The sequence below is a fragment of the Streptomyces sp. NPDC054783 genome (genome assembly GCF_053611725.1).
The window spans coordinates 160,738-186,981 of the sequence record NZ_JBSHAY010000012.1 but is presented as its reverse complement, the minus strand read 5'-3'; the positions used below and the strand labels follow the sequence as shown (position 1 = coordinate 186,981).

Genomic DNA, 26,244 nt, shown 5'->3' with positions numbered 1-26,244 from the left:
TGTTTCCCCTTGTTTTCCCTCAGCCCGTGTACTGGGTGAAGACCTTGAGGTAGTCGTACGGCTGCTGCGACACGCCGCTGCAGGAGTCGCCGTCGGTGCCGGGGCCGCAGGGGCGGTCGCGGTTGGCGGACCAGTAGGTGAGGCGCGCGATGTGGTGCTGCCGGGCGTAGGCGAGCATGGTCCGGAAGTCGGCGACGCGGACGCGCTCACCGGAGTCGTCGGTCTTTCCGTTCATGGACGACAGGCCGATGTGGGCGTAGGCGGTGGCGTCCTCGTAGCCGTAGGCGGCCTTGACCCGGGCCTTGAGGCCCTCCACGGCCTGCGTGGTGAGGGTGCCCATGTTCGCGGTGCCGCCGCCGAAGTCGAACGGCATGACGCACCAGACGTCGTTGGCCAGGCCGGACCTTGCCGCGCGCTTGATCATGTCGACGCCGGTGGCGTCGGGGCCGCTGGTGGCGGTGCCGAAGGTGATGACCGTCTTCAGACCGGGGTTGTTCGCCTTCACGGTCGTCAGGGCGTCCACGACACGCTGGCGGACGGTGGCGTTCGACCACTCGGTGTTCTCGATGTCGATGTCGAGCGCCTTCAGCCCGTAGGCGTTGATCACCTTCTGGTAGGCGCCGGCCAGTGCGGAGGCACTGGAGCACTTCTCCCCCAGCTTGGCGCCGCTCCAGCCGCCGACGGAGACGATCACATCGCCGCCCGCGGACCGTATGCGGTTGATCGCCGACTGGTCGCCGCCGCCGGTCAGCGGCCGGGTGCCGTCCCACTTGGGGTTGCAGATGCCGTCGGACAGGACGAAGGCGAGGGTGAACCACTTGGCGCCGGTCGCCGACATCACCTCGGTCGGGTCCGGCGGATCGCCCCAGCCCAGGTACTCGTAGGGGGCGACGGCCATGCCGGGGGACGCCGCGAGTGACTTCGCGGCGGCGGTGGGCCTGACCTTGACGAGCCGGGTCTCGCCGGGGCGGAGGGTCGCGCTGTAGGAGCCGGTGACCGTGCCCTTGTGGGAACCGGACCACAGGTCGGTGACGTCACCGGAGCCGGTGAAACCGACCTGGGACCAGTTCACGGTGACCGTGGCGCTGCCGGAGGTTCCGGTGTTGAACAGGGCCACCACGTAGTCGCCGTTGCTCTCCCGCTTGCTCCAGACCTGCTTGCCCCCGCTGTTCACGATCCGCTTCGCCGCGGCCCCGTCCTGGTCCACGCCGATCAGCCGGTCGTTGGTGAGCATCGCCTTGTCGACCGGGTCGAGGTGGGTCAGGTCGGTGCCCAGCAGCAGCGGTGCCGCCGCCATCGTCCAGAGCGTGAACTGGGAGCGGCGCTGGTCGGCGGTGAGTCCCGCCCGGTCGCCGTTGCCGATCTCCAGGGAGTCCAGGTCGTTCCACCCGCCGGGCCCGGCGTACGGCTGCCAGGCGGCGGCCGAGTCGAAGCGGGTGGAGACGTGGGACCAGTTCGTGAGCGGGTAGCCGCTTCCGTTGGGGCCCGGACCGCAGTAGCACTCGACGTCACCCTGGGTGCGCCAGCTGTTGGCGAGCTCGCGCCAGGTGGTGGCGTGGTCGAGGGGGAGGTTGTTGGACAGGGCGAAGGTGATGGGCCGGCCGGTGGCCCGCAGGGCCTTGTCCCAGGCCTGGACGTCGGGGATGTCCTGGCTGCCCACGCCGTCGATCTTCAGGTAGTCGACTCCCCATGAAGCGAACTGCCTGGCCCACGAGTTGACGAACTCCTGGGCGCCGGGCCGGGAGTAGTCGATGGCGTACATGTTCCTGCAGTTGTAGTTCTTCTCCGTCTTCGAGGTGTCCGCGATGTCCTTCGCGTGGTACGGCGTGCCCTCGATCGGGGTGTTCTTCAGGACGGCGTTCTTCGCGATGCCGGGGGTGACGTAGAAGCCGAACTTCAGGCCCTCGGCGTGGACGTGATCGGCGAGGGCCTCGATGCCGTCGGGAAACTTGGCGGTGTCCACGGCCCAGCGGCCGTGGGAGTCGACCGTGAAACCGTTTGCATCGCATTTCTGCCAGAAGTCGTCGAGGTCGACCTGGACGAAACCGTGGTCCTTCAGGCCGCTCGACACCAGCGCGTCGGCCTGGGCCTCGATCTTCGCCTCAGTGGGCTGCCGGCGTACGAAACTCCAGCTGCTCCAGCCCATGGCGGGCCGCAGGGACTGGCCGTTGTCGGACGCGGCCGCGGGGTGGGCGGCGCCGGTGAGGGGCACGGCGACGACGAGCAGCCCGGCCGCCGCCGTCGTGAGGGTTCTTAGGCGGGTCATGGACGTCCCTTCGGGGCGGGTGTGGCGTAGGAGGTGCCGATCCAGGCCTCGTCGATCCGCAGCCGCTGGTAGCGGGTGGTGTCGGTGGAGGCGGCCCAGGTGGTGTCGACCTCGAGGCGGACATAGCGGGCCGTGGTGCCGGGCAGGTCGATGCCCTGGATGCCACGGGCGCTCGGAAGTTGTCCGGTCTTCACCGGGCTGCCCCAGTTCTTGCCGTCGTCGCTGAGGTAGACCCTGTAGGCCTTGATGCGCGCGGACTGTTCGGTGGCGGAGCGGGCGTAGGCGACGGAGTCCTCGCGCTGGTTCAGCCCGAGGTACTGCGCCTTCTGCGCCGTGCCGAGGTCGAAGGTGAGGCTGACCGGGAGCGTCTTGTCGTTGTCCCAGTAGGTGAGGTGGTCGCCGTCGCCGGCGGCGGAGCCGGAGTGGCCGCTCGCGGCCGTGCTCGCGGTGACCTTGACGCCGGTCGCGATGCCCTGGCGCCCCGCGGTGATCACCTTGAAGACGGTGTCGTACGGGTCCCAGCCGCCGAGACCGGTGAGGGTGAGCACGCCGCCGGACTGCGACCACGAAACCGGCGCTCCCGTGCGGAGGTTGGTGACCGAGGTGATGCGGTAACCGTTGTCGCGGATGCGCAGGGTACCGGTGCTCGGCGGGGTCAGGACGTGGATGTACTGCCGGTTCGGGTCGTCCTTGGCGACGGTGGTGACGCCGTGGGCGCCGTCGTTCCAGAAGCCGGGCTTGAGGCCGCCGTACATGTAGCCGCCGCCCTCGGTGCCGTGCAGGGACTCCCAGATCTTGTCGAGGTAGGAGTTCGCGAAGTTGTTGAAGTCGGCCTGGTTCGCCGGGAACTTCCCGTTGACCTGGGCGGTCTCCGCCATGAGCGCCTTCACCGAGGAGCCGGCGTTGGTGATCAGCCGACCGAGGGTGAGCATCTTGTCGACGGTGGGGTTCGAGCCGTCGTACCACCAGGCGCCGGTCGACGGCAGCTTGAAGTCGGCCTCGGTCAGGCGGGGTTGGGCAGTGTAGATCGCCTGCGGGTAGTCGTAGGCGGGCGTCATCCCCGCCTTCTGCTCATTGCTGATCATGTCCATGATCGGCGTGTCTTCGTTGTTGTTGCTGAGCGTGTAGTTCGGGCGCTTCTGATAGATCTGCGCGTAGAGGTTGTGGCTCTCCCAGTACGCGTTGTCGTTGTCGATCCAGAAGCCGCCGAGGTCGGGGTAGCGGTCCATGACCTCGAAGAAGTTGTCGTACGAGAACTGCCCGAAGCCGTCGCGGGTGGTCAGGTCGACGTTCTTGCCCTTGTAGGCGGAGTAGGCGGCCGAGTCGAGCCACTCGTGGCCGCCCTCGTCGTGCCACTGGGGGTCGTCGGTCATGTAGAGGATGACCTTCATGCCCTTGGCCTTCGCGGCGTTGATCAGCTCACCGAGGAAGTCACGCTTGGTGGAGCAGGAACCGGGGATCTTCGACGGCCACGGGCGGGCGTAGCCGAGTCGGCTGTGGAAGGTCGCGAGCACGATGTACTGCGTGTGCAGTTTCCGCGCCTCGTTCACCCAGTAGTCCGGCGTCCAGCCGCCGCTGGTTACGTCCTTCTCCCAGGCGGTGCAGCTGGTGTGCGCGGGGGTGGTGCGCAGGCCCCAGTGCAGGAAGAGGCCGCCGACGGAGGCGCGGAGGAAGGCCTGGCGGGGGTTCTCGACGTCGCCGGGGCGTACCGGTGCCGCGCAGTTCTGGCTGGATCCGCTCGCGGACACGCGCAGGGCGCCGCCGTTGGTGGTGTGGCTGTCGCTGACGCAGTAGCCGGTGACGGACTGGAAACCGAGGTCGTGAGGTGAGTTGCCGCCCTTCTGCGCTGTGAACCGGGTCAACCGGATGCCGCTCGCCGCGTTGGCGATGAAGGCGGGGCGGCCGTCGTCCGCCGCGAACTTCACGGAGCTGTCGGTGAAGGTGACGCCGTCGGCGTCGTGCAGGTACCAGCCGTACGCCGGCCGGGTCCCGATGCTCTTGGGGTTGTAGTCCTTGGGGTCGTTGCTCGGCACACCGGTGGCCATGGTGCCGTTGCCGCCGGGGACGGTGAGGTTGACATGGCTGAAGGTGACGTCGCTGATGCGGTGACCGTCCTCGCCCCACAGGGTCGGGCTGAAGGACGGGCTGTTGCCGGTGGCCGTGATGTTGTCGTAGGTGATGTTGCTGATCGAGCCGACGCCGGGACTGTTTCCGCATCGCCTACGGGTGCCGATCTTCTGCATGATCGGCGAGTGCACGTCGGTCATGGTGATGTCGCGGTAGTGGACGTCGGAGATCTTCGCGCCGTCCATGGAGACCATGCCGAGCCCGGACTTGTCGGCGCCTTCGATACGGATCTTCTCGAACTGGTAGTCGGAGAAGTCGCCGCAGGTCTCGGAGCCGAACATCAGGGCGTTGCAGCAGCGCGCCGACAGTACCGAATCGCTCACGCGCACATGGCCGTTGGGGAGCTTGGCGCCGAGGGCGTAGTCGCTCTTGAAGACCAGGGCGTCGTCGTTGGCCGCGATGTGCGCGTTGGTGATCGTGACGTCGGTCGTGGAGATGACGTTCCAGCCGTCGCGGTCGCTCGCGGTGTCGATGGTCAGGTGGTCGGAGACGACATTCGTGCAGCCGTTGATCAGGGCGGCGAAGTGGCCGCCGCGGCGCAGCGTGAGACCGTCGCCGAGCCGGAGCCCGTCGCAGCGGGTCAGCGCGAGGATCTTGTCGGCCTGCCCGGGCTTGGGGTTGCCGGTGATCAGGTTGCCGGCGCCGTCGATGACCCCGCCGCCGGTGAAACCGATGTCGGTCAGCCGGTCGCCGTAGATCATCGCGTCGTGGAAGTGGCTGTGCCCGTAGTCCTGGTACTTGTCGTTCGGGTTGGACTCGGGCGGGTCGTAGGTGCCGGCGGAGGAGCCCTGGAGGGTGGCGCCCTTGTCGACCTGGAGCGTCACATGGCTCTTCATGTGGATGGTGTTCTTGGACTTGTAGGTGCCGGCCGGGAGGCGGACGGTGCCGCCGCCCGCCGCGTTGGCCGCGGTGACGGCCCTGTCGATGGCGGGGGTGTCGTTGGTCGAGCCGTCGCCCTTGGCGCCGTAGTCGCGCACGTCGTAAACGGTTGCCGGGCGAGGCGTGGCAGGGTGCGGGGCCGCGAAGGCGGCGGGGTGGGTGAGGCCGAGGACGACGGCGAGGACGCACAGCACGATCGCCGCCGCCCGTCTCGGGTCGGCGATGGCGGGTTTCACGAAGACCGCTCCTCTAGGCGAGTTGGTAGCCGCGGAGGTTGGTGAGCAGCAGGTAGGTGTCCTGCAGGGATCCGGAAGTGTCGCCGAGGGAGCGGTAGATGCCCCACTTGGGGCGCACCCGGTCGGCGAGGAAGGTGTCGACACCGGACCTGGACTTGTCGACGACGGTGGTGGAACCGCTCTTGAGGATCCAGCGGACGGAACCGGCCGAACCGTTGCCGACCTTGATCTGGAAGTCGACGTCGGTCCACTTGTCGTGCAGCGGGTCGAGGTTCGTACGGCCGACGAGGACGTCGTCGATCGCGAGCCGCAGTTCGATGGTCTGGACACCGTTCAGGCGCCGCAGCGACTGCACGACGATCGGCGAGGTGCCGGCGCCGGGCTGCTTCATCTGCATGATGTGGGTGAAGGTGGTCGTCGCCTTGAGGGTGCTGGGGATGTACATCGAGTACGTCAGCCGCCAGGTCTGGCCCTCGGTCCACTTCAGATAGCTGCCGGCGCCGGTGCGCAGCCCGGTGACCTCCTGGCGCTGGCGGTCGGTCGAGGTGTCCCGGTCGACCGTGTGCATGTTGAAGCGCCAGTTGTCGCCGGTGGCGAAGATGTGCGGATGGCCCGCCGGGTGGGAGTGCGCGCGGTCGTCCTCGACGGTCTCGAAGGCGCCGAGCCCGTCACTGCGTGCCGACGGCGACCACTTCAGCTGCCAGGAGGCGGCGTGCGCCTCGGTGGCGGGCAGGCCGGTCGCTGCTGCCACGGCACCGCCGAGCGCGGCGCCCAGCACAGCCCTTCTGGACGTGCTCATGACACTGAATCACCTCGCAGTTGCTCGTTCATGATCAGGAAGGCCCCGAGCCCGTGGAAGTCGTTGGTGGCCCGGGTGCGGCCGACGTAGTACGCGTAGTCGCCGACGTTGGTGCCCACGGAGATGTCGGCCAGGTTCGTACGGCCGTCCGCGCCGACCGACAGCCGGGCCAGCACGCCCTGGTAGCCGCGCCGGGCGACCGCGTTGAAGCGCGGGTCCAGATAGCCCTGCCGGACGCCGCGGGAGAGGGCGTAGGCGAACATGCTGGAGCAGGAGGTCTCGGTCCAGTCGTCCGGCCGGGAGCCCTTGTCCAGCACCTGGAACCAGCGCCCGGACGCCGGGTCCTGGTACTTCTCCAGCGCCGAGGCCAACGTAGTTAAGACGCCCAGCAGTTGGGGACGCCGAGGCTGGTCGGCGGGGATCGCGTCGAGGACGTTCACCAGCGCCATGGCGTACCAGCCGACGGCACGGCACCAGTGCTCCGGGGCGAGTCCGCTGGCCGGGTCGGCCCAGCTCGCCGACCTGGACTCGTCGTAGGCGTGCCGCAACAGGCCGTTCGCCACCTGGAGGTGACCGCCGTAGACGGCCAACTGCTTGGCGGCTTCGTCGTTCGCGTAGGCGCCGTCACCGAACTCTTTGCCGTACTCGACCAGGAACGGGTTCACCATGTAGGCGCCGTCCGCCCACAGTTGGTGGGCCCGGCTGCTGGTGTCGGCGTGCCAGAAGCCGCCGTCGGAGGTGCGCGGATAGCTGTTCAGGCGGTCGCGGATCTTCCGCGCGGCCTTGCGGTATCGGTCCTGGCCGGTTTCGTGGTGCAGGATCACCAGCAGCCGGCCCGCCTGCATGCTGTCGAGGCTGTTGAAGGACTGGTCGATCGTGCCGTCACCGTGCACGAACCGGTCGGCGTAGGCCTTGATGTAGGCGAGCAGGCGAGGATCGTGGGTGCGCCGGTAGACGAGGTACTGGCCGTAGAGGTACAGGCCCACGGGGTACGACCAGCCGCCGATGGTGGCCGGCGTGTAGCGCGCCATGGTGGAGTCCACGACGGCCGTCGACCAGTCGCGGGCGGCGGCGGGGCGGGGCGCGGGGGCCGGGGCGGCGCTCGCCGGCGGTACGGCGGCAGGCAGCGCGACCAGGGTGGCGGTGGCGAGCGTCGCCGCGGTCAGCGCGGCCCGCAGACGTCGGCGTCTCATGGCCCTCCTCCTCGGTAGGCGTTGGCGGATGGATCAGCGGGGTCAGTGGTGCCACGGACCAGGACGTCGACCAGAGGGCGGTCCGGGGCGTACCGGCAGGCGGGGATGGTGGTGCGTGGGACGTCGCCGGACAGCCCGGCCCGCGAACGTCGGCATCTCAACGGCCTTCCCCTCGGTGGACGTACACGGGTGGACGAACGGCGCCGACGGCACCGTGCACCGCCGCGTCGACCAGAGGGCGGTCCGGGGCGTACCGGCAGGCGGGGTCGGTGCGGGTGGCGTCGCCGGTCAGGGCGTATGCCTGGCAGCGGCAGCCGCCGTGGTCGACGGTGCGCAGGGCGCAGCCGTGGCACGGTCCGGACATCCAGGACTCGCCCCGGAAGGCGTTGAAGGCCCTCGACTCCCGCCAGATCCAGGCCAGTTCGCGGTGCGTCACGTTCGGCGGGTCCAGACCGGGCAGGGTGCCGGCCGCGGGGCACGGCAGCACGGTGCCGTCCGGGGCGACGGTGAGCGAGACGGCGCCCCAGCCGCCCATGCAGGGTTTCGCGGTGGCGTCCAGCAGGTCAGGGGCCACCCACACCAACTCCAGTGTGTTTCCGAGGCGTTCACGCCAGTGGGCCACTCGGGCACGGGCGCACTCGACCTGGGTGGGTGTGGGCAGCAACGCGGCGCGGTTGCGGGCCGCCCAGCCGTGGTACTGGGTGTTCGCCAGCTCGATCCGGTCGGCACCCCAGTCGAGCGCGAGCCGGATGAGGCCGTCGAGGTCGTCCAGGTTGCCGCGGTGCAGGACGGCGTTCAGCCCCAAGGGCAGTCCGGCCTCGCGGATCAGCCGAGCGGCGCGTTCCTTCGCGGTGAACGACCGTGCTCCCGCGATCCGTTCGGCGGCGGCGCGGTCCGCGTGCTGCACCGACAGTTGCACACTGCGCAGCCCGGCCTCGGTCAGCTCGGCCAGCCGCCGCTCACCGAGGCCCACCCCGCTGGTGACGAGCTGGGTGTAGAGGCCCGCGCCGTCGGCGGCGGCCACCAGGTCGGGCAGGTCGCGCCGCAGCAGCGGCTCGCCGCCGGACAGATGGGTGTGGACGACACCGAGCGCGCCCGCCTGCCGGAAGACCTCCGACCACTGCTCCGTGGACAGTTCCCCTGACCGGCCGACCAGTTCTACGGGGTTGGAGCAGTATCCGCAGCGCAGCGGGCAGGCGTGGGTGAGCTCGGCGAGCAGGGCCCAGGGAGGTGCGGGAGGTGCGGGAGGTGCGGTCATCTCAGCCAGCCCTCCTTCCGTAACCGGTTCAGGAACTCGGGGACTTCGGCGGCGACGGGCGCGGCGGGGTGGCGTACGGCCAGCTGGGCGACGACGGCGGCCACGTCCCGGACGCCGTCGCACAGCCGGAGCACACAGCCCGCACTGCCGTCGAGCACCACCACCCGCTCCGGCAGCAGCAACAGGTCGGCGTCCCGTACCGGGTCGTGCCGCAGCACCACACCGCGGGCGAGGACGGGGCGCCATGACGTGGCGGGCGAGGCGGGCGAGGCCGTTGTCATGGGTCGCTCCGGTCCACCGCGTCGAGCAGGGCCCACAGCACCTCGCACTTGAACTCCAGGGCCGCGACGGCCCGTTGCTGCTCCTCGCGGGTGCGGGCCCGGGCGAGGACCAGGGCGAGCGCCTGCTCGGCGTCCCGGGCGCCCTGGGTGACACGGGTGCGGAAGTAGGCGAGGCCCGCCGCGTCGATCCACGGGTAGTGGCGTTCGAAGGCGGCGATGCGGGTGCGCATCAGGTCCGGGGCGGACAGCTCGGTCAGGGAGGCCGCGACGGCGTCCAGCAGCGGGCTGCGCCGGCAGAAGGTGACGTACCCCTCCACCGCGAACCGCACCCCGGGCGGGACCCGGGAGGTGTCCCACAGCTCCTCGCGGGCCAGGCCGGCCGCCTCGCCGAGCCGCAGCCAGCGCTCGATACCGCCGCCCGCCGGGGAGTCAGCGTCGGTACCGTCCTGGTCGTGGATGCGGCGCAGCCAGGCGCGGCGCTGCTCGGGCCGGTCGAGCTTCGCGAGGATCAGCGCGTCCTTGACGGGGATGTGCCGCTGGTAGTGGAAGCGGGCGGCGATCCAGCGGCGCAGTTCGGCGGGGGTCAGTTCGCCGCGGTGCATCCGCTGGTTGAAGGGGTGCCGGTCGTGGTAGCGCGTCGCGGTGACCGCGCGCAGCCGCTCGGTGAACTCGGCGGCCGGCCAGGCGGCGCGGCCGTCGGGTTCGGGTGGTGCCGCGGTCATGCGGCCGGGGGCGGCTGGGGCGGACGGCGGTCGGCGAGCGCGTACGCGGTCACCTCCAGCGCGGTCTCCACGATGTGGTAATCCGGGCTTTTCCAGAGCTTTTCATCCGATGTATTCAGGGCGGAGCGGTGCGTCAGGGCAGGCAGGGAAGGACTCTCGCTCATGTGTGCGTACTCGCTTTCCTGAGGGTGGGGAGTCTCAGAAGGGAGCCGGAGGGAAGACGCGGCCTGGTCAGGGCCGGTTCACATGTATGCACCGGGTTCAGTGACACGTCCGGTGGCGCGATACAGAGTTGCGGGGCGGAGAGCTCCGGTCAATGGTCCGGACCGAAAACGTCGGATGCGTTTCCGGCCAATCTCCGCTCCCGGCACTGACTGACCGGTCAGTAGAGGCCAATGTCGCCGTCAGGAATGCATGGCGGCGCGTGATCGTTGACGATAGGAGTACCACCTGTCGACAACCGAAGGATCAAGAGGCTCGTGAGCAGCAAGGTCCCCCCGATCATCCTCAACAACGGCGTCGAGATGCCCCAGCTGGGCTACGGCGTGTGGCAGGTGCCGGACGACGAGGCCGAGCGGGCCGTCGCCACGGCGCTGGAGGCCGGGTACCGCAGCATCGACACCGCGGCCATCTACGGCAACGAAGTGGGCACCGGCAAGGCGATCGCCGCCTCCGGCCTGCCCCGCGAGGACGTCTTCGTCACCACCAAGCTCTGGAACAGCGACCAGGGGTACGACTCCACGCTGCGCGCCTTCGACGCGTCGCTCGAGAAGCTGGGTCTCGACTACGTCGACCTGTACCTGATCCACTGGCCGCTGCCGGCCCGCGGCACGTCCACCGACAGCTACAAGGCGTTCGAGAAGCTGCTGGCCGACAAGCGGGTCCGCGCCATCGGCGTGTCCAACTTCCTTCCCGAGCACCTCGAGCGCCTGATCCCGGAGGCCTCCGTCATCCCGGCGGTCAACCAGATCGAACTGCACCCGCATCTGCAGCAGCAGGCCGCTCGCGAGTTCCACGCCGAGCAGGGCATCGCGACCGAGGCCTGGTCGCCGCTCGGCCAGGGCAAGGGCCTGCTGGAGGTGCCGGCGATCGTCGCCATCGCACGGAAGCACGGCCGAACCGCGGCCCAGGTCGTGCTGCGCTGGCACATCCAGCTCGGCAACATCGTGATCCCGAAGTCGGTGACACCGTCCCGGATCAAGGAGAACATCGAGGTCTTCGACTTCAGCCTGGACGACGAGGACCTCGCGGCGATCCGCGCCCTCAACGAGGACCGGCGCCTCGGCCCCGACCCGGCCGTCTTCGACATGGGCTGACACCCACCGACCCCCGTCACCTCGGGCACGGGCCGACCCCCGTCACCTCGGGCACGGGCTGACACCCAACGCGCACCCCACGGCCGCGCGCCCCGTCCGCGCGGAGGGGCGGGCGGCCGTGTGCGCTGCAGGGGCGGCCACGCGGCGCGCCGTGCACCTGACCCGCGGCGCCTCGGGCCGCACGGGCCACGCCCCATACCGGGCCACACGCCCCACACCACCCGGCCCCCACGCACCTGACCCGCGCCGCCTCGAACCGCACGGCCGTGTGCGCCCCGTTCCGGATCATGAGCCGGCGTCACCCGGCGCCCGCCGCCCCCGCCGGTTCCGGAATACCCCCCACGCACAGGCCCGCCCACCCCGGCGCCCGGTCGGCCGCGTGCCCTCGCGTCGGCGGGCTCAGTCGCCCCGCACGTCCGCGTGGAGGACCTCGAACTCCTCCAGGGCGACCACCAGCACGTGCGCCTTGGCCGCACTCTCGCGCCGGATCGCCGCCTGCCCGGCCCGGGACGCGGTGAGCGACACGCGGTCGGCGAAGAGGGACCCCGCCATGCCGCGACCCCGGTCGCGGTCCAGGAAGAGGGCCGCGCCGGCGAATCCGGGCAGGGCCTCCAGCCGGGGCAGCACACCGGCGTGGAAGGTGTCGGTGGCGAGGTCCGCGTCCGCCGGGTCGAACTCGAGCCGGGTGACCCGCAGCCCGCCGCCGGTGACGGGCCGGTGCGCGCGGTGGAAGACGGCAGCCTCGTAGTTCTCGACCGCGACGGTCCCCGCGAAGGGCTGCAGCAGCTCCAGCCGCCGGGCGCTCATCACCTCGTCGCTGTTGCGGCGCGCCTCCGCGGACTCCCACCAGCTGACCGTGAGCAGTTTGCCGAGGTCGCGGTCGACGAAGACACCCGCGCCCCGGTAGCCGGGACGTTCCTCCAGCAGGTCGTGCCCCCGCGTGTTCAGGGCCCCCACGGCCATGCCCAGCTGCGCCGGATCGCCGGTCGCGTACACCGTGCGTACGAACATGCGCCTCGCCTCCCGGAGCGGTGACCCTGCCGACCGACGCGGCAGACATATCCGGAAAAGTGGTCCTCTTCAGTTTTGCCAAGGTCTCAAATCCCCGCAATACGCACAGCTTTCGGGAGCTCGCAACCGGAGGCTTGACGAGGACATGCACACGGGTCCACGGTGTACGGCACCTGGTAAGGAAACTTTCCTAACAGAAGGGCCCACAGTGCGCCTTCGAACCCTGACCCTTGCCGCGGCCTCCGGGGCCGCCCTGCTCGCCGCGGGAGTGCTGCCCGCGCACGCGTCCGCCGGCTCGGCGGCGCGGACCGCTCCGGCCTCCGCCCAGGAGGGCTCGGTCAGTGCGGCCGACCTGCTCGCCAAGGTGAAGTCCTGTTCGCAGATATCGAACGGCAAGTACAAGACCGACGACGAGACGTCCGCCACGGTCCCCGTGTGCGGCAAGAACGGCGCGGTGTTCTGGAAAGCCGACATGGACATCGACTGCGACGGCCGGCGGACCACCAACTGCAACGAGAACCGCGACCCCTGGTACCAGGACGACACCGCCTTCCACCAGTCCGACGGCAAGCCCCTGAAGGCGGAGTCACTCCCGTACATCGTCGTCCCGAGCTCCAGCAGCATCTGGAACTACTCCAGCGCCGGCATCAAGGGCGGCGGCGTGGTCGCGGTCATCTACAACGACAAGGTGGAGTACGCCGTCGTCGGCGACACCGGCCCCACGAAGATCATCGGCGAGGCGTCGTACGCCACCGCCAAGGCGCTCGGCATCGATCCCGACCCGAAGACCGGCGGCGCCGACTCGGGCGTGACCTACATCCTGTTCAAGAACTCCAAGGTCTCCCCCATCGAGAGCCACAGCGCCGCGGTCTCTCTCGGGGACCAGCTGGCCAAGCAGTTCCTGGCCAACAACTAGCCGGATCAGTACGTCAGTTGGGCTGCCCCAGCGGGCGTACGACCACGGTGTTGACGTCGACCCCGGCCGGCTGCCGGATCGCCCAGACCACCGAGTCGGCGATCTGGTCGGGGGTCAGCAGATGTCCCGGCGGCAGGCTGCCGAGCCCGTCCCAGAACGGGGTCTCCACCCGGCCGGGGGCCACCAGCGTCACCCCGATCCCGAACTCCGTGACCTGGCGCCGGGTGTTCTCGGCGAGCCCGGTGACCGCCCACTTGGTGGCGCCGTAGATGTTGCCCGGGGTGTTCACGAACCCGGCGACGCTGCCGACGAGGACGATCCGGCCGCGCGACTCCTTCAGCGCCTCGACGGAGGCCCGGATGAGCAGGGCGGGACCGAGGACGTTGGTGAGCACCATCTCGGTCCAGCCGGCCGGGTCCCCGTCGGCGACGGTGTCGTGGGTGGCGAAGCCGGCGTTGGCAACGACCGTGTCCAGTCGGCCGTATGCCTTGAGCGTACGGTCGACGGCGTCCTGTACGTCGTCGAACGCCGCCGCGTTGCCGGCGACCGTCAGCAGTTCCTCGGGATTGCCGAGCCCCTCGGCGAAGTCCCGCAGCCGGGTCTCCGTACGGCCGGTGACGGCGACCCGGTGGCCGGCGGCCAGCAGCTGCCGGGCGACGGCGGCGCCGATGCCGGTGGCGCCCCCGGTGACGAGTGCGACCGGAGAGTCGTTCATGTGAGTCCCCCTGTGTGTCGGTGAGACCGGGAGTCCATCACTTGGAGCACTCTCCAAGTCAAGTGCCGCCGCAGGTACGGCGGTACGGCACCGACGGCAGGTAGCGGTGCCCGGCCGCGACAGTGGACTGCTGCGGGCCCAACGACCGTACGAGGACGGGCACATGGGGTGCCGGGGCGGGGCGATCCCGAGATGCGCGGTCCAGCGGGCATGCGGCGCCGGAGTCGTGGTCGTGCTCGGCACCTCACTCGACAATTCGGAGACATGCCGGGCCGCGCCCGGTCACACCGGTCGTACCGCCCGGTGCACCGTGTGGGCCGACAGTACGAACACGTCGGGGCGTCGGTGGAGGCTACCGGGGTCGGTGGGGTCGAGGAGGCGGTCGAGGGTGGCGCGGTCCTCGGCGTCCATGACGTCGCCGTGGATGTCCCGGGTGCGGGTCAGCCACCCGACGACGAAGGCCCGGGTCCGGTCCGGCACGGGGGCGGGGATGTCGAGGAGGAAGCTGCGGGTGCCGGTGTGCTTCAGTCCGGCCGCGGTGAGCAGGGCGGGCCAGTCCTCGGTCTCGGGGACCGCGCCGGGCAACTCGGCGCGCATCCGTGCGAAGCGGTCCTCCTGGGCCGCGTCGAGGCGGGCCTGCAGTCCCGGGCGGCCGAAGCCGATGTCGCGGGGCAGATAGCGGCTGGGCAGGCCGCCCTCCAGGATGGCAAGGGTCCCGCCGGGGGCGAGCCGGGCGGCGAACGCGGCGAGCGCGGCCCTCTGGTCACCGAGGTGGTGCAGGCTGCGGCTGGCCCACAGCAGGTCCGCCGGATAGTCCAACTCCGCCAGGGATTCCGGCAGTTCACCGGCGATGGTGTCGAAGCGGTCGGCGACGCCCTGGCGGGCGGCCCGGGCCCGGGCGCGTTCCAGAAGCGGTTCGGAGGCGTCGGCAGCGACCACCCGCGCGCCGGGGAACGTCTCCGCCATCAGGCAGGCGATCACTCCGGGCCCGCTGCCCGCGTCCACGATCAGCCCGGGCTCGGTCACTTCCTTGCCCAGCCAGGCCAGGGCGCGCGCGTACACCGGGGCGCACACCTCGGCCTCCGCCTCCATCAGCTCGACCATCGCGGCCCAGTCGACGTCGCCGCCATGGGTGTGACCGTGGCCGTGCTGTGTGGGGTGCCCCTGGTGGGCCTGGTGGTCGCGTGCCATGTCGCTCAGCCTCTCGCTCGGATGCGGCCAGAGTGCGACGGTGCACGGGGAGATGCCACTTTCCTTGCCGGTCCCGCAAAAAACGGTGCCGATGCGGCAAAAGGCAGCTCGACCTCCTCCAGCCGCACGCCGACTCGGCGTGCGTCTCACGGCAGGTTCCCCAAGGTCGCTCGGGCCTTGTCGGCAGCGGCCTTCTTCTGGCGGTATGCCTCTTCGAGAGCGGTCTGGTTTTTCTGGATCAGATGTTGCTGGACGCGAATGTCGATGGCGCGGACCGTGGGCACGTAGTGGGTCTTCTGCTTGCAGATGGCGTCCGCCACGGCGGTCGCCTTCTCCAGCTCGGAGGGAACATGGGTGTCGCGGTGGGGGTTCTGTGCGAACTCCTTCTCGCTCCGCTTGGGGTCGTTGCGGGCATCGGAGGGCTTGGCGTAGTGGTATCCGCGGGCTTTCATACACGCTGACCAGGCGCGGTCCACGGCCTTCCACTCGTTCGTCTGCTCGCCGTCGGTGATGCCTTCTCCCATCACATCCAGCACCGGGTCGCGGCGGTCCTGGGGCCGGAAGCCGTACAGGGTGCGGTCGGCCTGGCCGAGACAGCCGTGCGGGGGGACGGTGTGCCCGTGCACGGTGTTCTTGTTGCGCTGGTACTCGAACTCGCCGGTCAGAGCTACGTACTGCGGCAGGGTCCACTTCCGGTCGACGGTCTTCCGGTTGGCCTTCCACTCCGCGTACGCGCCCTGGTAGCCGTGGGCGGCCGCCTGCTTGGGGTCGCTGACGCCGTACCGGTCGGTGTCGGCGGTGAAGCTCACGGCAACCAGCACTCCGGCCTGCTGCGGAGGCATCGGCCAAGCCGGAGGCGGGTCCAGGCTCAGCGTACGAAGCGCGGGGAATCCCAGGTCGTTCATGCAGGAACGCGCCAGGGCCCAGCGTGCCCTGTCGATGGTTTCGTTGTCCGTCCTGGTCAGTTGGTAGCGGTCGACGGGCAGGGCCGGGGAATCAGCAGTGCCGGCCGGCTCTTCGTGCTGCCGGGACGCCGACTGCCCGCTGCCGCAGCCGGTGACGAGGGCGAACACCGCGACGGCTGCTGCGGCGAGAGGAGTGGTCTGACGCATCCCGACAGCCCACCAGGTGCAGACCAACCGCGGCTATGGCGGAGGCCACACCTCCGGTCCCAGGAAGGATCTGGCCGTGCCTGTCCCGGTCGAGGACGTGCCCTGCCCGGGCAGGGTGGACGGCTCGTACTCGCCGGTGGAGCGCGCGATCCGCCGGGGCCTGGGCCGGTAAGGCCCGGACCCCGGCGGAGGTCACCGGGTCAGGGCAGCGGCGGATACGCGTTCTGCATCAGCTGCTGGAACTGGGCGGAGAACCAGTGCCCGGCCAGCGGCGCGTTCGACAGCGCGCCCGTGGGGTTGTTGCCGTTGCGGGCGTTGCCGCCGTACGTCGGGTCGCACATCCGGTCGAAGCCCTTGCCCTCGTCGTTGGCGATGGCGGTGCTCGAGCCGTCGGACTCCCCCGGCGGCTTGGCCCACACATAGGCGTCGATACCGGCGGCCGGGGCCGCGGTCGGCCGTTCGCCGAGGCCGGCGCCACTCTGGTTGCACCAGTTGCCGACGTGGATGCGCCGGTCGGTACGACCGCCGTTGACGTAGTCGTCGACGGAGGTCAGCGTGCCGGAGCCGGTGGGCCGGGCGGTGCCGCCCCAGCCGTTGCGGGAGGTGTCGACCAGCATGCCGATGCCGGAGCCGAACCCGGCCGTGACGAGCTTGTCCCGCAGGGCGAGGGCGTACGACTGCTCGTCCACGTACTGGTTCCAGTCCACCCACTTCGACTGGCGCACGGTCGTGCCGTTCACCGTGTCGGTGACCTTGAAGTACGGCTCCTTGGTGGCACTGTAGTTGGCGGTGTTGACGATGAAGCCGGCCACGTCGTTCACGCTCGCGCCGTTCGTCGTCGCGACCTTGTAGAACTCCTGAACCGCCGGGCCGAGGTTGGTGTCCCAGCCGAGCCAGCCGTGGTGGGCGGCGTCCACGTAGTTGTAGACGTTGGGGATGGCGCCGAGCTTGTCCAGGGCGTAGGAGACGCCCTTCTCGTAGTTGCCGTTGTTCTTCATGGTCACGCAGGCGTCGGTGCTGGTGTTGGTGCCACCGGCGTTGGTGACCAGGTTGGGCAGTGAGTCGGGTTCGATGACGGTGGCGACCCTCAGGGACGCGTAGGCCGGGTCGGAGAGGATCGAGGCGATCGGGTCGATGTACTGGGTCTGGTACTTGTCGATGTCGTCGGGGCCGAGTTCGCCGTTGGAGGCGAGGGCGGCGCAGTCGCGTCCGGGGAGGTCGTAGATGACCAGCTGGACGACCAGGTCGCCGGAGCCCTTCTGTTTCAGGGCCTCGTTCAGGTGGTCGCGCAGGCCCATGCCGCCGTTCACGCCGTTGATCGCGGCGATCCGGTCGAGCCACACGGCGGTGGGCTGGTTGGAGACGCGGCTGCCGCCCGGTTCGGCGGCGGCCTTGGCCGACCACTCGGGGTTCACATAGACCTTGGCCCCGGAGTAGGGGTTGTCGACCCGGCTGCCGGTGCCGCCGCCCGAGCCGCCACCGCCGGTGCCGCCGCCGCCCGAGCCGCCGCCGTCGTCGACGTTGCAGGTGACGCCGTCGAGGGTGAACGTGCCGGGCACGGCGTCGGTGCCGCTGTAGGAGGCGTTGAAGCCGAAGCCGACCGAACCGCCGTTGGCCAGCGAGCCGTTGTAGCTCGCGTTGGTCGCGGTGACATCGGCACCGCTCTGGCTGATCAGCGCGTTCCAGCCGTTGGTGACCTTCTGGTTGCCGGCGTAGGTCCACTTCAGGGACCAACTGGACTTCGCCGCACCCTTGTTGGTGACGGTGACGGCGGCGGTGAAGCCGGTGTCCCACTGGTTCTGCACCGTGTAGGCCACGGTGCAGGGGACGGCGTCGGTGGCGGCGCCGGCCGGTGCCGCGAGCAGCGCCGTCCCGGACGTCCCGGTGAGCAGCGCCAGGGCGGCGAGCAGCGAGGTTCTGGTACGACTCATGAGTGCGGGTTCCTTCTGTCGTCCGTGGGGTCCGGGTGTCTAGGGGTTCAGGGCGCGCAGGTGGTCGCGCAGCCCGGTGCCGTACGCGGTCGGTGTGCCGTCGTAGGCGGAGATCAGGGACGGGCCGGAGGAGCAGTCCCAGGTGTTCCAGGTCCAGCCCAGATAGGACAGGTTCCGGTCGTCGAACCACTTCATGACCTGGTCGACGAACGCGTGCGCGCAGGTGTTCTCACCGATCTCACCGGCGATCAACGGCACCTGGGCGGCGACCGGGGCGAGGGTGGAGTTCCAGCAGCTCTCGCTGGAACAGGTGTTGAAGTTGTACACGTGGTAGGCGGCGGTCAGATTGTCGGCCGGGTCGGTGGGCTTGTACGTCAGCCACTGGCTGAGGTCGTTGGCGTACGCCGGCCCGCCGGCCATGATGACGTTTCTGGCCCCGGCGCCCCGGACACTGTCCACGAGATCCTGCATGCCGGCGACTTCGTACGAGATCCCGGGGCAGGTCCCGCCGTCCCGCCAGCACTTCCAGGCGTCCGTCGCGCTGGAGGTGGCCCGGTCCGGATAGGGCTCGTTGAACAGGTCGAACACCGGTGCCGGGTCGTCCTTGAAGGTGCTGGCCACCGACGCCCAGAACGACGGGCTGTACTGCATGTCGGGCATCGGCTTCTGGCAGGTGGCGTGGACGTCGGAGCAGCCGGCCGAGTTGCCGGTGTACTGGCCGTAGGACCAGTGCAGGTCGAGGACCGGGGTCAGGCCGTGCGCCTCGACGCGGGCCACCAGGTCCTTGACCGCGGCTATGTAGTTGGCGCCTGCGTACTCGGGCTTGATGTCGGAAAGGCCCAGCCAGCACTCCTCGTTGAGCGGGATGCGCACGGCGTCGGCCTTCCAGTCGGCGATCGCCGTGATGGCCGCGTCGTCGACCGGGCCGTCCCAGATGCCGTAGCCCTGGACGCACATGAACTCGCCGCCGGAGCGGTTGACGCCGAGGAGGCGGTGGTCCTTGCCGTCGGCGTCCACGAGCCTGTTCCCGGAGACGTGCAGGGCGGGGGCGGTGCCGCCGGAGGACGGCGGCGGTGTGGTCGGCGGCGGGGTCGGCTCGGAGTCCACATTGCAGGTGGTGCCGTTGAGCTTGAACACCGGGGGCGCCGTGTTGGACCCCGACCAGGAGGCGAGGAAGCCGGCGGTGACGCTCGCGCCGGTGCCGAGGGAACCGTTGTAGCTCTCGTTCCCGGCGGTCACGGTGGCGCCGGACTGGGACCACTCGGCGTTCCAGCCCTGGGTGATCTTCTGGCCGTCGGCGAAGTCGAAGCCGGTCCGCCAACTGCTCAGTGCAGCCTGGTTGTTGGTGATTCTCACGGACGCCTGGAAACCACCGGACCACTGGTTGGTGACGGAGTACTCCACCGTGCACGCGGGCGTGGCTCCCTGGGCCGACACCACCGGGACGACCGCGCTCCCGACGAGCGCGACCGCACCGGCGGCGGCTAGAAGTACCGAACGCGGGGGGTGTCGCATGAGCGACTCCTTGCAGGTGGGCGCGACGTGACTGGCGCGCCGACTGACTGGAACCGCTCCCACTGGTGCGAAGGAAGGTAGCGCCAAGTGGCCTTGCTGCACAGGGGAGTTGCTGACTTTTCCTCAACCGCGTCCGTCGAATCTTTTCGACTCTTCAAGCACCTTGACCGCTCACAGGGTCGTCTCCACTATGGGAGCGCTCCCACTGGTTCAAGCCTTGACCTCTCCCGAGCTGCAAGCCGCAAGGAGGAACCAGCACATGGATCCCGGACGCAGACGCAGAGCCGTGCGGCGGCTTTGGACCGCCGTGGCGGCCGCGTTCGCCCTGCCCCTGTCGATGCTCGCCACCGGCGCCACGACCGCGCACGCGGCGTCCGTGCAGTGCAGCGTCGACTACAAGACCAACGACTGGGGAACCGGTTTCACCGCCGACCTCACGATCACCAACCGCGGCACGGACGCGATCGACGGCTGGACACTGGGTTACGCCTACACGGGCAACCAGACGCTGTCCACCGGCTGGAACGGCACCTGGTCCCAGTCCGGCAGGACCGTCACCGTGCAGAACGCCTCGTACAACGGCACCATCGCCGCGGGCGCCGCCGTCTCCACCGGTGCGCAGTTCAGCTACAGCGGCACCAACACCGCCCCCGCTTCCTTCACCGTGAACGGCACGACCTGCGCCGGCGCCCATCAGCCGCCGGTGACGGTGCTGACCAGCCCGGGCGCGGGCGCGGTGTACACCCAGGGGGACGCGGTGCCCCTCGCGGCGACGGCCGCGGCCGCCGACAACGCGACGATCAGCAAGGTGGAGTTCTACGACGACACCACGCTGCTGGGGACGGACACGAGCGCGCCGTACACCCTTTCCGTCTCTGATTTGACCGTGGGCGGTCATTCGCTGGTGGCGAAGGCGTACGACAGCCTGGGCGCGTCCGCCGAGTCCGCGCCGGTGGGCATCACGGTCGCCTCGGGACCGGCGGTCGTGGCCTCCCCAACCCAACTGGGCGTCCAGCAGGGCAAGTCGGGCACATTCGACGTGAAGCTGTCGACGCAGCCGAGCGCGAACGTGACGGTGAACGTGGCCCGCACGGACGGCAACACCGGCCTGTCCGTCACCGGCGGTTCCTCCCTCACCTTCACTCCGTCCGACTGGAACACCGCACAGACGGTCACCGTCACGGCGGACTCCTCCGGAACCGGCTCGGCGGCCTTCACCGCCTCGGCCACCGGCCACACCAAGGCGACGGTCACGGTGACGGAGCTGGCCGCGACGAAGGCGTACGGCGCCCGTTTCCTGGACCTGTACGGGAAGATCACCAACCCGGCAAACGGTTACTTCTCCCCACAGGGCATCCCGTACCACTCGGTGGAGACCCTGATCGTGGAGGCCCCGGACTACGGTCACGAGACCACCTCGGAGGCGTACAGCTACCTGCTGTGGCTGCAGGCGATGTACGGCAAGGTCACCGGCGACTGGTCGAAGTTCAACGGTGCGTGGGCCCTGATGGAGAAGTACATGATCCCCACCCACGCCGACCAGCCGACGAACTCCTTCTACAACGCCTCCAAGCCGGCGACCTACGCGCCCGAGGAGGACACCCCGGACCAGTACCCGGCGAAGCTGGACACGTCCGTGTCCGTCGGGTCGGACCCGATCGCCGGTGAGCTGAAGAGCGCCTACGGCACGGACGACGTCTACGGCATGCACTGGATCGAGGACGTCGACAACGTCTACGGCTACGGCGACACTCCGGGCGGCACCTGCGAGGGCGGGCCGACGGCGAGCGGTCCGTCGTACCTGAACACCTTCCAGCGCGGCCCGCAGGAATCGGTGTGGGAGACGGTACCGCAGCCGACCTGCGACGCCTTCAGGTACGGCGGCAGAAACGGTTACCTGGACCTGTTCACCGGCGACAGCTCCTACGCCAGGCAGTGGAAGTACACCGACGCTCCGGACGCGGACGCCCGCGCGGTACAGGCGGCGTACTGGGCGGACGTGTGGGCAAAACAGCAGGGCAGGGGCGGTGACGTCTCCGCGACCGTCGCCAAGGCCGCGAAGATGGGCGACTACCTGCGCTACGCCATGTACGACAAGTACTTCAAGAAGATCGGCAACTGCGTGGGCACCTCCGCCTGCCCGGCCGGCACCGGCAAGGACGCCTCGCACTATCTGCTCTCCTGGTACTACGCCTGGGGCGGCGCCACCGACTCCGGTGCGGGCTGGGCGTGGCGGATCGGCTCCAGTCATGTCCACGGCGGCTACCAGAACCCGCTCGCCGCGTACGCGTTGAGCAGCTACCCGGACCTGGAGCCCAAGTCGGCCACCGGCCCCTCGGACTGGGGCAAGTCGCTGCAGCGGCAGCTGGAGTTCTACCAGTGGCTGCAGTCGTCCGAGGGCGCGATCGCGGGCGGCGCGACCAACAGCTGGCAGGGCCGCTACGCCACCCCGCCGGCCGGGACACCGACCTTCTACGGCATGTACTACGACTGGGAGCCCGTCTACCACGACCCGCCGTCCAACCAGTGGTTCGGGTTCCAGGCGTGGTCGATGGAGCGGGTCGCCGAGTACTACCAGCAGACCGGGAACGCCACCGCCAAGGCGGTCCTCGACAAGTGGGTCAAGTGGGCGCTGTCCAGGACCACGATCAACCCCGACGGCACCTACCGGATCCCCTCGACCCTGCAGTGGTCGGGTCAGCCCGACACCTGGAACCCGTCAAGTCCCGGCTCCAACACCGGACTTCACGTCACGGTCGCCGACTACACCGACGACGTCGGCGTGGCGGCGGCGTACGCCAAGACGCTGACGTACTACGGCGCCAAGTCCGGTGACGCGACGGCGAAGTCCACGGCGAAGGCGCTGCTGGACGGCATGTGGAACAACTACCAGGACAGCCAGGGCATCGCCGTCCCCGAGACCCGCAGCGACTACAGCCGGTTCGGCGACAGCGTGTACGTGCCGAGCGGCTGGAGCGGCACCATGCCGAACGGCGACGCGATCAACTCCTCGGCCACGTTCACCTCGATCCGGTCCTTCTACAAGAACGACCCCGCCTGGTCGAAGATCGAGTCCTACCTCAAGGGCGGCGCCGCGCCCAGCTTCACCTATCACCGGTTCTGGGCCCAGGCGGACATCGCCCTGGCCATGGGCTCGTACGCGGAGCTTCTCGAATAGCCCGGCCCCGCCAAGGCTCCGCGTTCCGCGACGGGCGGCCCCCACCCGCACTGGGGGCCGCCCGGTCGTCGCGTCTACGCACGGTGAGCTCAGACCCCGAAGGTGACGTCCGGTGCCCCCCATGCACCGCGCGGGGCGCCGTGACGCGGGCGGCCCTCAGCCGAGGCCCGGCCGGGGCGGGTCGCCGGGATCCCGTCGTCGGGTAGTGCCGTCGTCGGGCTCCGGCAGCCGTCTCCGGAACGCCGATTGTGCCCCATGCGGCGTTCCAACGGCCACCCGTTCGGGCGCCTGCCCCTCGTCCCGCAGCGCGCGCCTCGACGGCCGTGAGTACGGGGGCCGCCGGCTGGCCGGGAGTTGCCGTCACGCGCCCTCAATTGCCGCCCGTTTCAGGGGACTTGCCGTGTCCCGGTGTCGGTCCTCCAGGGGTTTTTGGAAGGCGCGCACCGCGAACACCGGGTCCGGGCGGGGGCGGTCCTGGTCCGGGAGGCGGGACAGGCTCGCGGCGAACTCCTCGGTGCGCGGCTCGCCCGGTGGCAGCTGGGTGAACCAGCCGCGGCGCAGGTCGGCGACGGTGACGCGGGGGCTGCGGCCCTGCCCGACGCCGGGGAACGCGGTGGCGCCGGCCGGCCGGAGCCCGTGCCGGACGGCGTGCGCGGTGACGGTGGCGGCGGCGTCCTGCGCAGGGCGGCGCGGACGGGAGGCGAGGACGGCGTCGATGTCGCTGCCGACGTCGTGCGCCGCGGCCTTGTCGACGGTGGTGACGTAGAGCCCGCCGGGCCGCAGCACCCGGGCGCACTCGGCGACGATCGCGCGGACGTCCTCGGCGTCCTGCAGCAGGTGCAGCAGCCAGATGCTGGTGACGGCGTGGAAGGTGCCGGTACGGAACGGCAGCCGGCGGCTGTCGGCCCGTACGATCGCGTTCGGCAGCCGTGCGCCCGCCCTGCGCACCATGGCGGCGGTGAGGTCGGCGCCCGTCACCCGGAGCGCGGGACGGTCGTCGGCCAGCCGGCGGGTGACGATGCCGGTGCCGCAGGCCACGTCGAGCAGGCGGCCCGGCCCCTCGGGGATCAGGCCGAGCACCGCCCGTGTGGCCGCCGCGGCGCGGGCCTCGCCGCCCCGGGACGCGTCATAGGCGTCGGCTTCCTTGTCGTAGTCGAGCACGCCCTCAGTGTGCTTGGTGACCTGGGGCGATGTCCTCCACCCTGCGGGCGAGCGCGAAGTCGTTCGCGGTGAGAGCGCCGCCCGCGCTGTGTGTGTGGACGCTGAGGGAGACGGTGTTGTAGCCGAGGGTGAGGTCGGAGTGGTGGTCCAGTTCGTCCTGGACGGCGGCGACGTGCATGACGAGCGCCGCCGCCGCGACGTGCGAGCCGAGGCGGTAGGAGCGGGTGAGCCGGCCGGTGTCGTCCACCGACCAGCCGGGCAGCTCGGCGAGCCGGTCCTCGATCTCCTTCTGCGACAGCGGTTCGACGGCCATGGCCGGGTCTCCCTTCGAGGGGGCTGCAACACGGGCTACGGGTTCAGCCTGCCACGTCAGCCGCGTGCGCACTCCGCCGCGAGGTCGTCGGCGAGCGCGGCGATCCGGTCCCGGCCCTCCACCCGGGCCACCCAGGCGTGCGGCAGGCCGGTGTCGCCGCAGAGCGCGCCGAGCAGGTTGCCGCAGATCGAGCCGGTGGAGTCGCTGTCGCCCGAGTGGTTGACGGCCAGCAGCAGGGCCTGCCCGGTATCGGGCTCGGCGAGCGCGCAGTAGACGCCGATGGCGAGGGCCTCCTCGGCGACCCAGCCCGCCCCGAGGGACTCCACCTTCTCGGCCGTCGGCGTCCCGTCGGCGGCGAGGTCCAGGGCGGCGCGCAGGGCGGCCGTGGTCTCCGTGTGGCCACGGTGCCGCTCCAGCAGCCGCAGCGTGCGCAGTACGGCGCCCTCCAGGGACTCCCCGGCGACCAGGTGCGCCACGATCGCGGCGAGCGCGCCGGCGGCGTAGTAGCCGGTGGGGTGGCCGTGGGTGATCTGGGCGCCGCGCGCGGCCATGGCGAAGGCCTCCTCGGCGGGCCCCGCCAGGCCGAAGGGGGCCGAGCGCATGACCGTGCCGCAGCCCTTGGAGTCGGGGTTGACCTCGCCCGGTGTGCCGTCCAGCGGGAGCGCGGGGTCGGGCGCGTACATCCGGGCCACACCGGACAGGCAGGCGTTGCCGGGGGCGCGGCGGGCATACAGCCAGGCCTCGGTGACCAGGCCGCCGGCCGGTGCGGTGCCGGACTGCGGCTGCGCCGGCTGCTCGGGGCCGGGCTTCGACTGGGTCTCCAGCCAGCGCTCGTAGGCCTGGCGCAGCAGCAGGGGCCAGGCGCCGCCGATGCCCTTCTCGCGCTCCCGTGCGTGCGCCTGGATCAGGGCCTCGACGGTGAACAGGTTCATCTGGGTGTCGTCGCTGATCAGGCCGACCGCGCCGTGAGCCCCGGGGACGAAACCGGTTACACCGCGCGCACCGTGGGTGGCGCGGATACGGTCCAGGGTGGAGAACTCCACCGGGTAGCCGAGGGCGTCACCGAGCGCGCCGCCCAGGAGACAGCCGCGGACCCTGGCCCGGTACACGGCCGAGGCCTGAAGGGACGCCTGCGGGGACGAGGTCCGCCACGGCTTCGACCACGGCTCGTTCATGCCCAACTGAAGCAACTCCTCAGCGACTCCTCGACTACGGTCGGACGTATGACCATTGTCGCTTCCGGTCCCTCCGCGTCCGCCACCGCCCCCGCCGCCGACAAGGGCGTCGGCCCGCTGCTGCGCGCCTGGCGGGAGCGGCGCCGGGTCTCCCAGCTGGAGCTGGCGCTGCGCGCCGACTCCTCGGCCCGGCACATCAGCTTCATCGAGACCGGCCGGTCCCGGCCGAGCGAGGAGATGGTGCTGCGGCTCGCCGAACATCTGGACGTGCCGGTGCGCGAGCGCAACGCGCTGCTGCTGGCGGCCGGTTACGCCCCGCACTATCCGGAGACCCCGCTGGACGACCCGGCGCTGGACGCGTTGCGCGACGGCATGGAACGCCTCATCCAGGGCTACGAGCCCTATCCGGCGCTGGTGGTCGACGCCGGGTACACGGTCGTCACCGCGAACCGGGGCATCATGATGCTGCTGGACGGCGTGCCGGAGACACTGATGTCGTCGCCGAACGCGATGCGGCTGACCCTGCATCCGGAGGGTCTCGCACCGCGCATCCGCAATCTGCGCGAGTGGCGCGGGCATCTGCTCGCGCAGATGGAGCGGCAGATCGCCCTGCAGCGCTCGGACCAGCTGCGCGCCCTGTACGAGGAGGTGGCCGCCTACCCGGTGCCCGAGGACGCGCCGGGTGTTGAACCGGCCGAGCCCGTCCCGTACTTCGCGCTGCCGATGCTCATCGAGCACGACGGCCGGATCCTGTCGTTCGTGTCGTCGATCTCCACGTTCAACACGCCGATGGACGTCACGGTCGCCGAGCTCGCCATCGAGACGTTCCTGCCGGCGGACCCGGCAACCGCCAAGTACCTGCACGGGCTGGCCGGTTGACCCCCCTGTCCCGCGGTCCCCGTCGCCTCGGACCGGTGTGCGAGAGGGGATCACATGGCAGACTGCCCGC

21 protein-coding genes are annotated in these 26,244 nt (G+C 70.4%); 4 read left to right on the top strand and 17 right to left on the bottom strand.

Annotation, left to right across the window (positions count from 1 at the left end):
* Positions 1-19 precede the first annotated feature (19 nt).
* From ACWGJ5_RS22455 to pqqA, 8 genes are all read right to left on the bottom strand, one after another.
* The gene (locus ACWGJ5_RS22455) at positions 20-2,266 is read right to left on the bottom strand and encodes an alpha-galactosidase (protein WP_453311444.1); all 2,247 of its coding nucleotides are present in this window, start codon (positions 2,264-2,266) and stop codon (positions 20-22) included.
* Positions 2,263-5,508 (bottom strand): glycosyl hydrolase family 28 protein, encoded by a 3,246-nt coding sequence (locus ACWGJ5_RS22450; protein ID WP_453311443.1) that lies wholly within the window; start codon positions 5,506-5,508, stop codon positions 2,263-2,265. The genes ACWGJ5_RS22455 and ACWGJ5_RS22450 overlap by 4 nt, the downstream gene beginning before the upstream one ends.
* A gap of 13 nt (positions 5,509-5,521) precedes the next feature.
* The gene (locus tag ACWGJ5_RS22445; RefSeq protein WP_453311442.1) at positions 5,522-6,307 is read right to left on the bottom strand and encodes a Tat pathway signal sequence domain protein; all 786 of its coding nucleotides are present in this window, start codon (positions 6,305-6,307) and stop codon (positions 5,522-5,524) included.
* Positions 6,304-7,500 (bottom strand): glycoside hydrolase family 88/105 protein, encoded by a 1,197-nt coding sequence (locus ACWGJ5_RS22440; RefSeq protein ID WP_453311441.1) that lies wholly within the window; start codon positions 7,498-7,500, stop codon positions 6,304-6,306. Before ACWGJ5_RS22440 ends, ACWGJ5_RS22445 begins: the two co-directional genes overlap by 4 nt.
* Before the next feature lie 157 nt (positions 7,501-7,657).
* Complete coding sequence (gene pqqE, locus ACWGJ5_RS22435) at positions 7,658-8,758, bottom strand: pyrroloquinoline quinone biosynthesis protein PqqE (protein WP_453311440.1); 1,101 nt, start codon at positions 8,756-8,758, stop codon at positions 7,658-7,660.
* Complete coding sequence (gene pqqD / locus ACWGJ5_RS22430) at positions 8,755-9,039, bottom strand: pyrroloquinoline quinone biosynthesis peptide chaperone PqqD (RefSeq protein WP_453311439.1); 285 nt, start codon at positions 9,037-9,039, stop codon at positions 8,755-8,757. Before pqqD ends, pqqE begins: the two co-directional genes overlap by 4 nt.
* Entirely contained in the window at positions 9,036-9,761 is a 726-nt protein-coding gene (gene pqqC / locus ACWGJ5_RS22425) for a pyrroloquinoline-quinone synthase PqqC (protein ID WP_453311438.1), read from the bottom strand. The genes pqqD and pqqC overlap by 4 nt, the downstream gene beginning before the upstream one ends.
* Positions 9,758-9,925, bottom strand: coding sequence for a pyrroloquinoline quinone precursor peptide PqqA (gene pqqA / locus ACWGJ5_RS22420; RefSeq protein WP_453311437.1), 168 nt, complete (start codon positions 9,923-9,925; stop codon positions 9,758-9,760). Before pqqA ends, pqqC begins: the two co-directional genes overlap by 4 nt.
* 315 nt (positions 9,926-10,240) lie before the next feature.
* Here pqqA and ACWGJ5_RS22415 point away from each other — a divergent pair, with 315 nt between their 5' ends.
* Positions 10,241-11,077: an aldo/keto reductase gene (locus tag ACWGJ5_RS22415; RefSeq protein ID WP_453311436.1), complete on the top strand. Its 837-nt coding sequence runs from the start codon at positions 10,241-10,243 to the stop codon at positions 11,075-11,077.
* Between the two features lie 399 nt (positions 11,078-11,476).
* Here the strand turns inward: ACWGJ5_RS22415 and ACWGJ5_RS22410 are convergent, their stop codons facing one another.
* On the bottom strand, positions 11,477-12,088 hold the full coding sequence (locus ACWGJ5_RS22410) for a hypothetical protein (RefSeq protein WP_453311435.1): 612 nt from the start codon (positions 12,086-12,088) through the stop codon (positions 11,477-11,479).
* Positions 12,089-12,296: 208 nt separating this feature from the next.
* Between ACWGJ5_RS22410 and ACWGJ5_RS22405 the strand changes: the two genes are divergently transcribed.
* A complete protein-coding gene (locus ACWGJ5_RS22405; protein ID WP_453311434.1) occupies positions 12,297-13,004 on the top strand; it encodes a glycoside hydrolase family 75 protein in 708 nt (235 codons plus the stop codon).
* 13 nt (positions 13,005-13,017) lie between these two features.
* Here ACWGJ5_RS22405 and ACWGJ5_RS22400 read toward each other — a convergent pair whose 3' ends face one another.
* From ACWGJ5_RS22400 to ACWGJ5_RS22380, 5 genes are all read right to left on the bottom strand, one after another.
* The gene (locus ACWGJ5_RS22400; RefSeq protein WP_453311433.1) at positions 13,018-13,719 is read right to left on the bottom strand and encodes an SDR family oxidoreductase; all 702 of its coding nucleotides are present in this window, start codon (positions 13,717-13,719) and stop codon (positions 13,018-13,020) included.
* 282 nt (positions 13,720-14,001) lie between these two features.
* Positions 14,002-14,910, bottom strand: a complete 909-nt coding sequence (locus ACWGJ5_RS22395; protein WP_453311432.1) for a class I SAM-dependent methyltransferase — start codon at positions 14,908-14,910, stop codon at positions 14,002-14,004.
* Positions 14,911-15,056: 146 nt separating this feature from the next.
* The gene (locus tag ACWGJ5_RS22390) at positions 15,057-16,022 is read right to left on the bottom strand and encodes a hypothetical protein (RefSeq protein WP_453311431.1); all 966 of its coding nucleotides are present in this window, start codon (positions 16,020-16,022) and stop codon (positions 15,057-15,059) included.
* 200 nt (positions 16,023-16,222) lie between these two features.
* Positions 16,223-17,953 (bottom strand): glycoside hydrolase family 6 protein, encoded by a 1,731-nt coding sequence (locus ACWGJ5_RS22385; protein ID WP_453311430.1) that lies wholly within the window; start codon positions 17,951-17,953, stop codon positions 16,223-16,225.
* A 39-nt stretch (positions 17,954-17,992) separates the two neighbouring features.
* On the bottom strand, positions 17,993-19,468 hold the full coding sequence (locus ACWGJ5_RS22380; RefSeq protein WP_453311429.1) for a cellulose binding domain-containing protein: 1,476 nt from the start codon (positions 19,466-19,468) through the stop codon (positions 17,993-17,995).
* Positions 19,469-19,727: 259 nt separating this feature from the next.
* Between ACWGJ5_RS22380 and ACWGJ5_RS22375 the strand changes: the two genes are divergently transcribed.
* Complete coding sequence (locus ACWGJ5_RS22375) at positions 19,728-22,646, top strand: glycoside hydrolase family 48 protein (RefSeq protein WP_453311428.1); 2,919 nt, start codon at positions 19,728-19,730, stop codon at positions 22,644-22,646.
* A gap of 360 nt (positions 22,647-23,006) precedes the next feature.
* Here the strand turns inward: ACWGJ5_RS22375 and ACWGJ5_RS22370 are convergent, their stop codons facing one another.
* Genes ACWGJ5_RS22370 through ACWGJ5_RS22360 form a run of 3 tightly spaced genes read right to left on the bottom strand, consistent with a single transcriptional unit; the run spans position 23,007 to position 25,295 of the window.
* Complete coding sequence (locus ACWGJ5_RS22370; protein ID WP_453311427.1) at positions 23,007-23,807, bottom strand: class I SAM-dependent methyltransferase; 801 nt, start codon at positions 23,805-23,807, stop codon at positions 23,007-23,009.
* A 4-nt stretch (positions 23,808-23,811) separates the two neighbouring features.
* Entirely contained in the window at positions 23,812-24,120 is a 309-nt protein-coding gene (locus ACWGJ5_RS22365; RefSeq protein WP_453311426.1) for a 4a-hydroxytetrahydrobiopterin dehydratase, read from the bottom strand.
* A 56-nt stretch (positions 24,121-24,176) separates the two neighbouring features.
* Positions 24,177-25,295, bottom strand: coding sequence for an ADP-ribosylglycohydrolase family protein (locus ACWGJ5_RS22360; protein ID WP_453311511.1), 1,119 nt, complete (start codon positions 25,293-25,295; stop codon positions 24,177-24,179).
* A 48-nt stretch (positions 25,296-25,343) separates the two neighbouring features.
* Here ACWGJ5_RS22360 and ACWGJ5_RS22355 point away from each other — a divergent pair, with 48 nt between their 5' ends.
* Positions 25,344-26,174, top strand: a complete 831-nt coding sequence (locus tag ACWGJ5_RS22355) for a helix-turn-helix domain-containing protein (protein WP_453311425.1) — start codon at positions 25,344-25,346, stop codon at positions 26,172-26,174.
* The last annotated feature ends 70 nt before the right edge of the window (positions 26,175-26,244 follow it).